Genomic DNA, 12,257 nt, shown 5'->3' with positions numbered 1-12,257 from the left:
CCGCCGCGCGCACCAGCCGACCCCCTGGCGTCCCCGGACGCCCGAGCCGAGGAACAGGCCAACCGTGAGCAACCTCCACCAGCCCATCGACCCGCCGGACGCCGGCTCCCCGTCGGGCGAGCTGTCCGCCGACGACCCGACGACGGGCATCGACCTGCTCGCCACCGGCCGCGTCGCCGAGGTGGCCGTCGCCGGAACGAAGGAAACGGAGCAGACGGGGGAGACGGGGGAGACGGAGGAAGGTGACGGCACCGGCCAGTCGTCCCCGGTCGGACGGCTCGCCGCGACCGTGGAGCGCCTGCGCCGCGAGGTGCAGGCGGCCCAGGCGGAGGCCGACGGCCGCGCCCTGGTCGAACTGGCCAAGGGCATCCTCGTCGAGCGTCTGCACTGCGGGCCGGCCCAGGCGGCACGGCAGCTCGCCGAGCTGACCGAGCAGGCGGGCGTGACCCCGCTGGAGTTCGCCGTCGAGGTCATCAACCAGGCCAGCCGCGACCGGCTCTCGGAGGTCACGACCGCGTTCCTCGCGACCACGGCGAACCGCGGCGACACCGTCGAGGCACCGGGGAGCGACTCCTTCGCCGTACGGCTGCGGACCGCCGAGAGCGGAGCGCTCGCCGCACACGACGCGCAGGCCGTGGCCGACTCCCTGCTGGAGCACGCCCTCACGCCGCTCGGCGCGGAGGCCGTCGCCATCTGGGCGCTGGACGCCGACGGCTCCCTCACCCTGGCGGGCAGCGCCGGGTTCTCGGTGGCGGAGGCGGGCCGCTGGCGATATGTGCCGCCGGGCGTGGCGACGGTGGCGCGCCGGGGACTCGGCGAGCGGACGGGCCAGTGGATCGGCTGTCTGTCGCAGACCGGACTGCCCTCCATCGGTCAGCACCACCACCCCGACGGAGGCCGTGTCGCCGTCCCCGCGGGCACCGCCGGCCGCATCCACGGCGTGCTGGAGATCGTCTGGCCCACACCGCTGGAGCCGCAGCCCCCGCAGATCGTCCGGCAGATCGAGGCCCTCGCCGAACTGTGCGCGCACACGCTGGAGACGTACGTCCCGCGGCGGCCCGACGGCGACACCCGGCCCGGCGTCCTGCCGGCCGTCGCCGAGCTGATGGACCTGGCCGACGGCCTCCACGACCCCGCGCTGGTCCTCGTCCCGCACCTGGACACCGACGGGGAACTGGTCGACTTCCGCATCCACCACGTCAACCGGCGCTTCCTCGACCCGGCGGGCCGGCCCAGGGGCGCCGTCAACGGAGCCCTGCTGCTGGAGGCCTACCCGATGGCCGCCGGCGACAGCGAACTCTTCGAGCAGGTCGAACGCGTCTACGCCACGGGCGAGCCGTTCCGCGCCCACCGCATGCGGCTCACCGCCCTGGTGGACGACGTCCCGCTCGCGGCGGTCGCCGACATCAACATCAGCCGCCACGGGGGCAGCGTGCTGCTCATCTGGCGGATAGAGGACGAGACGGCGCGCCTGGCGAGCCTGCTCCAGCACGCCCAGCGCCTCGGCCGCATCGGCGGCTTCGAGGAGAACCTCCTCACGGGCGAGATCACCTGGAACGGCCAGCTCTACAGCCTCTACGGCAAGCCCGCCTCCGCGGGCCCGGTCCCCCTGGAGGACCTGGCCGCCCACGCCCACCCCGACGACGCCGTCGCCATCGGCAGGTTCCTGCGCACCGTCCTGCACCACCGCCGCCCGGCGTCCACGGCGTTCCGGCTCCAGCGGCCCGACGGTGTCACCCGGCACATCCGCGTGGTGGCCGAGCCGGTCCTCGACTCCGACGGCCGGCTGTTCGTCGTCCGGGGTGCCTACCAGGACATCTCCGCCCACCACTGGACGGAGGTCGCCCTCGCCGCGACCCGCGACCAGCTCGCCCACACCGAGCAGCAGGCGAGCGAACGCAACCGGCTGACCCTCCAGCTCCAGCACGCGATCATGCCCCCCGCGCAGGCCCCGCTGGAGGCCCCCGGGCTGCGGGTGGCCGTGCGCTACCGGCCCGCGGAGACCCAGAACCTGGTCGGCGGCGACTGGTACGACGCGGTCGTGCTGCCGTCCGGGCTGGTGCTGCTGTGCGTGGGGGACGTCGCCGGCCATGGCATCGAGGCGGCCACCAGCATGGTCGTCCTGCGCAACGCGCTGCGCGGGCTCGCCGTGACGGGCGCAGGACCGGCCCAGTTGCTGTCCTGGCTCAACATGGTGGCCCACCATCTGAACGGCGCCGTCACCGCCACGGCGGTCTGCGGTCTGTACGACCCCGAGGCCCGCACCCTGCGCTGGGCCAGGGCGGGCCATCTGCCGCCGGTCCTGGTACGCGGCGGCGAGGCGGCACCGCTGCCCCTGGTCAAGGGTCTGCTGCTCGGCGCCCTGCCCGAGGCGACGTACGAGGAGCACGAGATGCAACTGGCCGTCGACGACACCTTGTTGATGTACACGGACGGTCTGATCGAGCGCCGCGACCGGTCCGTGGAGGAGTCGCTGGCCCAGCTGCTGACGGCCGCGAGCATGGTCCCGCCCACTCTCGACCAGCAGTTGGACCGCCTGCTCACCTACAGCAAGTCGGACACGGACGACGACACCTGCATCGTGGGCGTGCGCGTGGACTAGGAGAAACGGCAGGCGCTCAGGGAGGGCGCGTGCGGCGCGGACCCGGGGTGGCACCCAAGAGTCCGCGCCCCTGGCCCGCTCAGGCGTAGTAGTGGATCGTCCCGCGCAGTGCGGGTTCGGCTCCCTCGCAGTGCTGTTCGAATGTGGCGGCGAAGGCCGTGACCGTGCCCTCGGCGTTCCGGGCGAGCTTGGTGAGGGTCAGGGTTCCGTGACTGGTGTTGCAGCCGCCGAAGCCGGACACGTCAAGGCCGGCGATCCCCGGGCCGCTGCCGCGTTCGGTGCGGTAGGTGCGTCCCGCCTCGAAACGCTCGCCCGCGGGCGGGACGAGCAGCGCCGACCAGGATTCCCGCTTGCCGGACGCGTCGTAGGACAGGCCGTCGACGCCCCATTCCCGCAGCGAGAAGATGCTCGTGGCGCCGGTGTGGGTGCCGGAGCGGCCCTGGCCGGGGTAGTCGCCCGGGTCGCTGGCGTAGCTGAACGACAGCGGGAACGCGCGGTACTTGACGACGCCCTTGAGCGCGGGGGCGTCCGGGGCCTCGCACCGCTGGGTGTAGGTGGCGTCCAGCAGGGTGATGTCCCCGGAGGCGTCGGCCTCGATCTGGTGGATGGCGAACTGCCCGTACACCACGTTGCAGCCGCGGTGCTGCCCGCTCACATCGAGGCCGGGGGAACGGCCGGTCGCGGAGTGCGCCCGCTCGGCGTCGCGGTAGACACCGGGGTGCAGCTTCTCGCCGTGCGGGGCGGCGAGCACCCCGTCCCACCAGGCGCTGTCGTTCTCGACCCGGAACCGTACGACCTCCAGCGCCCCCTCGACGGTGATGCTCGCCGTCGACGGGGTGTACGCCACCGCGCTGCCCTGACCGATCCAGTCACCGGCCTCGCTGGTGTGGCGATAGGCGGTCACGGCCCGGGGCGTACCGTCGACCGCCGCGGCGGGCTGGGCCGCCGCCACGGTGAGTCCGAGCGCGACGGCCGCGCTCGCCAGGGCACCGAGTAAACGGCGCCGGCGTCTTGTGTGGATGAGCACGTGGTTCCCCCTCTGCCGGTCGACCGCCGCACCCGGCGGTCGAACAAGTGTGTCCATGACAGGCTTTGGACTGTCCCGAAAGCCGAACGGTAAACACGGATGGGCCATCAGGTCCTGCGGAGCGGCGGGTTATACGATGACGTGTCTTTTGGTCCGTCGTTTCCGAGACGCAGTGAGCGGCGAGACAGGGGGAATGTCGTTCATCGGTACCTGAGGCAGGGAGGGAACGTGGATGCCGCCGACGGTGGGGACAATGCGGTCCCGGCACCGCGGCCCGGGGACGCCGCGCTGGAGATCCGTTCGCTGTGCGGTCGTCCCGGGATCCGTGCCGCTGGAGAGATCAACGTGAGCACCCGTTCATCCTGGGAACGTGCCCTGAGGGAAGTGGCGAGCACCCATGAGGACGTCTCCCACGTGGAGCTGTCCGGGCTGATGTCCATCGACGTGGGCGGCGCGGCGGCGCTGGCCGTCACCGCGCAGCGGCTGACCGGCGGCCGGATCGTCGTGCACCGCCCGCCGCCGGAGCTGACGCGCATCCTCGACCTGTTCTGGCCCGGCCTCTCGACGATCGAGGTGGCGGGACGATGACCACGGCCACCGACAGGGAATCCTTCGTCCACCCGGCGCTGTTCTACCGGGGCGCGGAGCAGTACACGGCGGGCACCGTGCCGTTCCTCCGGGACGGCCTGGCGGCCGGGGAGGCCGTCGCGGTCGCCGTGCCGGGCCCGAACCTCGAACTGATCAGGGCCGGCCTGGGCGCCGACGCCGCCCGGATCGAGTTCCTCGACATGACGCGGGCGGGCCGCAATCCGGGGCGGATCATCCCCGGCGTCCTGCGTGCCTTCGCCGACGCCCACCCGGGCGGGCGGGTCAGGATCATCGGGGAGCCGATCTGGGCCGGCCGCTCGGCGGCGGAGTACCCGGCGTGCGTCCAGCACGAGGCCCTCATCAACGAGGCGTTCCGGGGCCGCGAGGTGACGATCCTCTGCCCGTACGACGCGGACGCCCTGGCCCCGGCGGTGCTCGCCGACGCCCACGCCACGCATCCCGTCGTCATCGACTCCGGCGTCGAACTGCCCAGCGACACCTACGCGCCCGAGCAGGTCGTCGCCCGCTACAACCAGCCCCTCACCAGTCCGCCCGGAGCGGCGGCCCTGCCGTTCGACGCGGAAGCCCTCCCGTGGGCCCGCGCGTTCGCGGTGCGCGAGGCCCGCGGACTCGGCCTGGGCGAGGCCCGGATGCAGGATCTGACGCTGGCGGTCGCGGAGTTGACCACCAACAGCGTGGTGCACGGCGGCGGATCGGGGACGCTGCGGATCTGGGCCGAGGCCGAGCAGATCGTCTGCGAGGTCCACGACCGCGGAAGGCTGACCGACCCCCTCGCGGGCCGCCGCCCCCCGGCCCGCGACCAGTTGGGCGGACGCGGTCTGCTGCTGGTCCACCACATCGCCGACCTGGTCCGCTTCCACACCGCCCACGACGGCACCACCGTCCGCTTCTACCTCGACCGCTGACCGGGCCGGCGGTGGGATCCGGCTGATCTCCGGCCCCTCGGCGCGAGGTGCCAGAATGGCGGGGCAGCAGGCCAGGGGAGGAGAAAGGGCGACCGTGCCGGACAACCGAGCGGGACAACCTTCGGCGGACGACCACGGGGAGCGCGGCGAGGGGCCCGCCTCGGTGACGATCGCGTACATCGCCGAGTCCGCCGGCGTCTCCGTGCCCACGGTGTCGAAGGTGCTCAACGGCCGCTCGGGTGTGTCGGACGAGACCCGGGCCCGCGTGGAGCAGCTGATCCACCAGCACGGTTACCGCAAGCCTCCCAAGAACCGCAGCAACCTCGTGCAGCTCGTGTTCCGCGAACTGGAGAGCATGTGGGCCGTGGAGATCATCCGCGGCGTCGAGCGGGTGGCCCGCAGGAACCGCATCGGCGTGCTGGTGTCGGAGTTCGGGCTCCACGACACCTCCGGCCTCACCCTCGACGACACCGTCGGCCGGCGCCCCCGGTGCGTCCTGTCGGTGGCGCAGCTCTCCGAGGCGGAGCGCGAACAGCTGAAGGCGCGGGGCATCCCCTTCGTCGTCCTCGACCCGATCGAGGAACTGCCCGACGACGTGCCGTTCGTGGGGGCCACGAACTGGCGGGGCGGTCAGGCGGCGACCCGGCATCTGGCCGGGCTGGGGCACCGGCGCATCGCCATGATCAGCGGGCCCGACCACGCGTTCTGCCTCGCCCGGCTCTCCGGCTACACCTCCGCTCTCACGGAGGCCGGCCTGCCGGTCGAACCCGGCCTGGTGGTCAGGACCCAGCTCACGCGCGAGCACGGGTACGCGGCGGCACGGGAGTTGCTGTCCCGCCACGACAGGCCCACCGCGGTGTTCACCGCCAACGACATGCAGGCGGTCGGCGTCTACCAGGCCGCCCGTGAACTCGGGTTGCGCGTCCCGGACGATCTCAGCGTCGTGGGCTTCGACGACGTACCCGCCGTGGCCTGGATGGATCCGCCCCTGACCACCGTCCACCAGCCGCTCGCCGAGATGGCGACGGCCGCCACCGAACTGGCGCTCGCGCTCGGCCGCGGCGAGGAAGTCCCGCAGCGGGGACTGGAGATCGCGACCACCCTCACCGTCCGGGAGAGCACGGCCCCGCCGAAGGAGCAGTGAGCCGAGCCGTCAGGGACTGCGCAGCACCGCGCAGCCGCCGGGCGGCAGTACGCGCGCGGTGGTGTCGGCGAGCAGGTCGTGGGCCGGTGCCGGCAGCCGCACCTCGTCGGAGCGGTGGTTGACCAGGACGTGCCAGCGGCGGCCGTCGGGCGCGTGGCGCGTGACCGCCTCCACCCCGGCCGGCAGCCCCGGTACGTCAGGGCGGACGTCCGCCTCCTCCAGCAGCCGGGCCATGAGGGCGCCGTAGTCGGCGTCCTCCAGACGGGTGGAGAGGTACCAGCCCTGCCCGGTGCCGAAGCGGTGCCGGGTGAGCGCGGGTCCGCCCGCGAGCATGCCGTGCGTGTAGGCGGCCAGCGTCTCGGCCCCCTCGGCGCGCAGGGACTCGCTCCAGACGGCGCCGTGCGTCCCGTCGGACAGGACCATCCGCTCGTCGCGCCGCAGGGCTCGGTGCTCCTCGACCCGGACGCCCAACGCCTCGCGCAGGGGCGCGGCGGGGTAGCCGCCGAGACGGGCGTGGAGACGGTCGTCGACGCACCCGGCCGCGTGGTGGACCAGCAGCACCCCGCCGCCCGCCACATAGCGGCGCAGGTTCTCGGCGCCCGCGTCGGAGAGCAGGAACAGCGCCGGCGCCACCACCAACCGGTAGCGGTCCAACTCGTGCTCGGGGTGGGCGAAGTCGACCGTGACGCCGGCGTCCCACAGAGCCCGGTGGGCGCGGCGCAGCTCCGGGTGGTAGCCGAGGTCGGCCGACGGCAGACCGTCCACCTCCAGGGCCCACCAGGCGTCGGAGTCGTGCAGGACGGCCACGGGCGCCGACACCGTGGAGCCCGCCAGCTCACCGAGCCGTGCGACGGCCTCGCCCGCCGCCGTGACCTCCCTGAAGAGACGGCTGTCCGGCCCCGCGTGCGGGACCATCGCCGAGTGCCAGGTCTCGGCGCCGGCCCGGGACTGCCGCCACTGGAAGAACAGGGCGCCCTCCGAGCCGCGCGCGATGTGGCCGAGGGTGTGCCTCAGGATGTCCCCGGGCTCCTTGCCGAGGACGCGGTCCCCCTCGTAGACGGTGTTCGTGCCCTGTTCCATGAGCAGCCACGGCCTGCCGCCGCCGAACGAACGGGCGCGGTCCCCGGCGAAGGCGGTGTCGGCGGCGGCGTCCACACCGGGCGCCGAGGGGTAGTGGTCGACGGCGATCAGGTCGACCTCCCGGCTGAGCGCCCACAGGTCCAGGTTCTGGTAGGCGGGGAGCATCAGGTTGGTCGTCACCGGGCGGTCGCTGTGCGCGCGGATCACGTCGCGCTGCTCGCGGTACGCGGCGAGGACCTCGTCGGACCAGTAGCGGCGGAAGTCCAGTGCCTGGCCCGGGTTCTTGTGCCACTGCGTGGCGCGCGGCGGGAGGACCTGCTCCCAGGAGGTGTAGCGCTGGCTCCAGAAGGCCGTGCCCCACGCCTCGTTGAGGGCGTCCAGCGAGCCGTGGCGTGCGCGCAGCCACTCCCGGAAGCCGACGGCCGTGTGGTCGCACCAGCAGAGCGTGGCGTACTCGTTGTGCACGTGCCACAGCGCCACCGCCGGGTGGTCGCCGTAGCGTCCGGCGAGCGCCGAGGCGACCCGGCGGGCCGCGTCCCGGTAGGCGGGGGCGGCGAGGCAGTAGGTGTCCCGGCTGCCGTGGGTGAGGCGGATGCCGTCCGGCCCGACCGGCAGCGCGTCGGGGTGGGCCAGGGTGAACCAGGGCGGCGGGGAGGCGGTCGGGGTGGCGAGGTCGACGGCGACACCGTTGGCGTGCAGCCGTTCGATGTGCGCGTCGAGCCAGGCGAAGTCGTAGCGCCCCTCCTCCGGTTCGAGCAGGGCCCAGGAGAAGACGCCGACCGTGGCCAGGTTCACCCTGGCCCGGCGCATCAGGACGTCGTCCTCCTTCCACACCGGTTCGTCCCACTGCTCGGGGTTGTAGTCCCCGCCGAAGGCGAGTCCGCCCAGACGGTCGGTGACGCTGCGGGTGGTCATGCCGGATCCTCGGGTAGGGGCGACGCCGACGCGTCGCACACGGGTCTCATCACCGGATGAGGGAGCGGCTCCGTGTTTCACGCGGGGCCGGAACGGACGGAGCCGCTCCCGGTTCAGGACGGGCCGTCGGCCCGGTCGGCGCCTCGCAGCCGGACACCCTTTCGTCCATGGCGGCGGACCTTCCGCCCTGTGCTGTCGAAGCGCTTCACTCAAGAAGTGAAGGTAATGAGGTGTCGCGCGCGAAACAAGAGGCGGGAGCGAAAGAAATGCTCCTCCTGCCTGGGATATTGACAGCTACTCGCCATGAGTGGCAGCGTCGATGCGCTTCGACAATCGGCTGTACTGCCAGCGTCCTGAAGGGTTCGATGGATGACCGTCTCCTCCCCGGCGACCGCTTCCTGCGGCGGCGTCCACGACCGCGGTGGCGCGCCCCCGGCCGGACGTGGCGCGGGAGCCGGCGCATGAGCGCTCCTGCCTTCCCCGCGCTCCCCGCCGGTTTCCGGTTCGGTGCCGCCACGGCCGCGTACCAGATCGAGGGCGCCCACGACGAGGACGGCAGGGGCCCCTCCATCCGGGACACCTTCAGTCACACCCCCGGCCGCACGCCGGACGGCGCCACCGGCGACCTTGCCGAGGGCCTGGACTCCCACGACCGGCTCATCGGCGAACTGCTCGACGCCGGTGTCTCACCCGCCGTCGCCCTCTACCACTGGGACCGGGGTAGCGGCCGGCGAAGGTGGTGGGCGGCGGCCGGCGCGCCAGGGCCCTCCTGGGTGCCGGGCGCGTGCCGGCCCTCGGCGTGGCCGACGAACGCCGAGCCGAGCTGCTCCACGGAACTCACCAACCGTTACCCGACGCTGCCGCCCCTGTGGATCACGGAGAACGGCTCCACCGAGGCCGACACGGTCACCGCCGACGGCCGGGTCCAGGACGCCGAGCGGATCGGCTACCTCGCCGACCACCACCGGGCCGTGGCCGACGCCGTCGCCGCCGGAGCGGACGTACGCGGCTCCTACGTCTGGTCCCCGCTGGACGACTTCGAGTGGGCGCGCGGTCACGCCCAGCGCTTCGGCCTGGTCCGCGTCGACTACGACACCCTCACCCGCACGCCCAAGGACAGCTACCGCTGGTACCAGGCCCTGATCGCCGCGCACCGCGCGCGGACGGAGGACACCGCCCCATGAAATTCACCGACGGCTACTGGCTGATGCGTCCGGGCCACATGGCCCGCTACGCCACCGAGGTCTGCGACGTCCGGGCCGACGAGCACCGGATGACCCTCTACGCCCCGGTACGGCACATCCGCCACCGCGGCGACACGCTCAACAGCCCTCTGCTGACCGTCGAGTGCTGGTCGCCCGCCGAGGGCGTGATCGGCGTACGGGCCACCCACCACGCCGGATCGGCGGGCCGGGCCCCGGAGTTCGCGCTGCCCGGCGTCGAGGAGGGCGCCGGCAAGGTCCGGCGGGACGGCACGCTGCTGGAGCTCACCTCCGGCGAGCTGACCCTGCGCGTGGACACCTCCGGGCCCTGGCGGCTGGACTTCACCGCCGGGGGCCGGACGCTGACCTCGGTCGGTGAGCGGGGCACCGGGTTCGTCACCGACTCCGCGGGCCGCCACCACATGTTCGGCCAGCTGGCCCTCGGCGTGGGCGAGCTGGTGTACGGGCTGGGGGAGAGGTTCACCCCGTTCGTGAAGAACGGCCAGGTGGTGGACGTCTGGCAGGCGGACGGCGGCACCAACAGCGAGCAGGCGTACAAGAACATCCCGTTCCACCTCACCAACCGCGGCTACGGCGTCCTCGTCAACCATCCCGGCAGGGTGAGCTACGAGATCGGCTCCGAGACGGTGGGCCAGGTGCAGTTCAGCGTCGAGGACCACGCGCTGGAGTACTTCGTGGTCCACGGACCGACACCCAAGGAGGTCCTGGAGCGCTACACCGCGCTCACCGGCCGTCCCGCCCTGCCCCCGGCCTGGGCCCTCGGCCTGTGGCTCTCGACGTCCTTCACCACCGACTACGACGAGGCCACCGTCACCGGCTTCATCGACGGCATGGCCGAGCGCGGCATCCCGCTGAGCGTCTTCCACTTCGACTGCTTCTGGATGCGCGGCCACCAGTGGTGCGACTTCGACTGGGACCCCGAGACCTTCCCCGACCCGGCGGGCATGCTGGCCCGGCTCAAGGACCGGGGGCTGCGGATCTCCGCCTGGATCAACCCCTACATCGCCCAGAAGTCGCCGCTGTTCGACGAGGGCATGCGCGCGGGCCACCTCGTACGGCGCCCCGACGGCACCGTGTGGCAGTGGGACCTGTGGCAGCCCGGCATGGCCCTGGTCGACTTCACGAACCCCGCCGCCCGCGACTGGTACACCGGCAAGCTGCGCACCCTGCTGGACCAGGGCGTCGACTGCTTCAAGACCGACTTCGGCGAGCGTGTCCCCACCGACGTGGTCTGGCACGACGGCTCCGACCCGGAACGCATGCACAACTACTACACCCACCTCTACAACCAGGCGGTCTTCGAGCTGCTGCGGGAGGAGCGCGGCGAGGACGAGGCGCTGGTCTTCGCCCGCTCGGCCACCGTCGGCGGTCAGCAGTACCCCGTGCACTGGGGCGGCGACTGCGAGTCCCACTTCAACGCCATGGCCGAGTCGCTGCGGGGTGGACTGTCCCTCGGTGTGTCCGGGTTCGGCTTCTGGAGCCATGACATCGGCGGCTTCGAGGGCACTCCCACGCCCGCCGTCTTCAAACGCTGGGTGCAGTTCGGCCTGCTGTCCTCGCACAGCCGGCTGCACGGCAGCAAGTCGTACCGCGTGCCCTGGGACTACGGCGAGGAGGCCGTCGAGGTCACCCGCGAGTTCACGCTCCTCAAGCACCGTCTCGCCCCCTACCTCCAGCGCGCCGCCCAACAGGCCCACACGAGCGGCGTCCCGGTGATGCGGGCCATGGTGCTGGAGTTCCCCGACGACCCCACCGCCGCCTTCCTCGACCGCCAGTACATGCTGGGCGACGACCTGCTCGTGGCCCCGGTCCTCACCGACGACGGCACCGTCGAGTACTACGTCCCCGAGGGCACCTGGACCAACATCCTGACCGGCGCCCGGGTCACCGGCCCCCGTTGGGTGCGCGAGCGGCACGACTTCCACACGCTGCCGCTGCTCGCCCGCCCCGACTCGGTCGTCCCCCTCGCCGCCGACGACCAACGGCCCGTGTCGGCCTGGGCGGACGGCGTCGAACTGCGTGTCCACGCCTTCGCCGACGGCGCCGAGCGCACCGTCGTGATCCCGCGCCCCGACGGCCCCGGGCAGACGGCGCGCTTCCACGTACGCCGCGACGGCGACCTGCTCCACGTCTCCACCGACAGCCCGCTCCCCTGGCGCCTGCGCACGGACGGTCCCGACGGACCCCTCCACAGCAGCTCCGGAGGGTCCTCGACGGTCGAGTTCCACGGCGGGAAAATCAGCGGGCCCGGACGAGGCTGAGCCGAGCGCAGCGGGGTGGTGTGCCACCGGCACGCCACCCCGCTCCGTCGCCGGGTTGCAGGGCTCCCACTTCCGGTTGCCGCCGCCGTGGCACATCCAGAGCCGCACCTTGGTGCCGTTGGCGGTCCCGCTGCCGACGGCGTCGAGGCACTTGCCCAGGGAGCGCAGGGTGCCGTCGGTGCAGGCGGACCGGTACTGGTCGGCGCCGTCCCGCAGCTTCAGGTCTGGACGGCGGTCCCGTCGGCGCCGTCGACGTCCATCCGCTTGCCGGCCACGCCGGGCTGCGGGCCGCCATCGGGACCGATGCCTCCTGGGTGCCGTCGTACCCGTGGCTGCCGCGGACGGCGGGACTCCGGTCCGTGGCGGACGAAGTCCATGTGCCGCTCCTGACGCCGGGCAGCCCCATGAGGCGGTCCGCTACCCGGGCTCCGAGGACTGCGCCGCGCTGGCGGCCGGCATGCTGACCGCCTGGGGGCACCGGCCCGAGGACG

At 73.0% G+C, this 12,257-nt stretch carries 8 protein-coding genes and 1 pseudogene; 7 read left to right on the top strand and 2 right to left on the bottom strand.

Going from position 1 to position 12,257, the window contains the following annotated elements:
• Positions 1-181: 181 nt before the first annotated feature.
• Entirely contained in the window at positions 182-2,602 is a 2,421-nt protein-coding gene (locus ACZ4Z2_RS31515) for a SpoIIE family protein phosphatase (protein ID WP_468080726.1), read from the top strand.
• Positions 2,603-2,681: 79 nt separating this feature from the next.
• Here the strand turns inward: ACZ4Z2_RS31515 and ACZ4Z2_RS31510 are convergent, their stop codons facing one another.
• On the bottom strand, positions 2,682-3,629 hold the full coding sequence (locus ACZ4Z2_RS31510; protein WP_468080656.1) for a hypothetical protein: 948 nt from the start codon (positions 3,627-3,629) through the stop codon (positions 2,682-2,684).
• A 99-nt stretch (positions 3,630-3,728) separates the two neighbouring features.
• Between ACZ4Z2_RS31510 and ACZ4Z2_RS31505 the strand changes: the two genes are divergently transcribed.
• The 3 genes from ACZ4Z2_RS31505 to ACZ4Z2_RS31495 all read left to right on the top strand — a co-directional run bounded on the left by ACZ4Z2_RS31505 (position 3,729) and on the right by ACZ4Z2_RS31495 (position 6,287).
• Positions 3,729-4,217, top strand: a complete 489-nt coding sequence (locus tag ACZ4Z2_RS31505) for an STAS domain-containing protein (protein ID WP_468080655.1) — start codon at positions 3,729-3,731, stop codon at positions 4,215-4,217.
• A complete protein-coding gene (locus tag ACZ4Z2_RS31500) occupies positions 4,214-5,143 on the top strand; it encodes an anti-sigma factor RsbA family regulatory protein (protein ID WP_468080653.1) in 930 nt (309 codons plus the stop codon). Before ACZ4Z2_RS31505 ends, ACZ4Z2_RS31500 begins: the two co-directional genes overlap by 4 nt.
• A 163-nt stretch (positions 5,144-5,306) precedes the next feature.
• A complete protein-coding gene (locus tag ACZ4Z2_RS31495) occupies positions 5,307-6,287 on the top strand; it encodes a LacI family DNA-binding transcriptional regulator (protein ID WP_468080725.1) in 981 nt (326 codons plus the stop codon).
• A gap of 9 nt (positions 6,288-6,296) precedes the next feature.
• Here the strand turns inward: ACZ4Z2_RS31495 and ACZ4Z2_RS31490 are convergent, their stop codons facing one another.
• Positions 6,297-8,282, bottom strand: coding sequence for a beta-galactosidase (locus ACZ4Z2_RS31490; RefSeq protein WP_468080651.1), 1,986 nt, complete (start codon positions 8,280-8,282; stop codon positions 6,297-6,299).
• 461 nt (positions 8,283-8,743) lie between these two features.
• Here ACZ4Z2_RS31490 and ACZ4Z2_RS31485 point away from each other — a divergent pair, with 461 nt between their 5' ends.
• The 3 genes and pseudogenes from ACZ4Z2_RS31485 to ACZ4Z2_RS31475 all read left to right on the top strand — a co-directional run.
• On the top strand, positions 8,744-9,466 hold the full coding sequence (locus ACZ4Z2_RS31485; RefSeq protein WP_468080649.1) for a family 1 glycosylhydrolase: 723 nt from the start codon (positions 8,744-8,746) through the stop codon (positions 9,464-9,466).
• Positions 9,463-11,766 (top strand): alpha-xylosidase, encoded by a 2,304-nt coding sequence (gene yicI, locus ACZ4Z2_RS31480; RefSeq protein ID WP_468080648.1) that lies wholly within the window; start codon positions 9,463-9,465, stop codon positions 11,764-11,766. The genes ACZ4Z2_RS31485 and yicI overlap by 4 nt, the downstream gene beginning before the upstream one ends.
• Before the next feature lie 278 nt (positions 11,767-12,044).
• Positions 12,045-12,250, top strand: a pseudogene (locus ACZ4Z2_RS31475) (SAM-dependent methyltransferase); the annotation flags it as partial.
• Positions 12,251-12,257 lie beyond the last annotated feature (7 nt).

This window comes from Streptomyces sp. NPDC030183 (assembly GCF_055573455.1).
The sequence above is the reverse complement of the archived record's forward strand: the minus strand, read 5'-3'. Positions and strand labels throughout refer to the sequence as shown.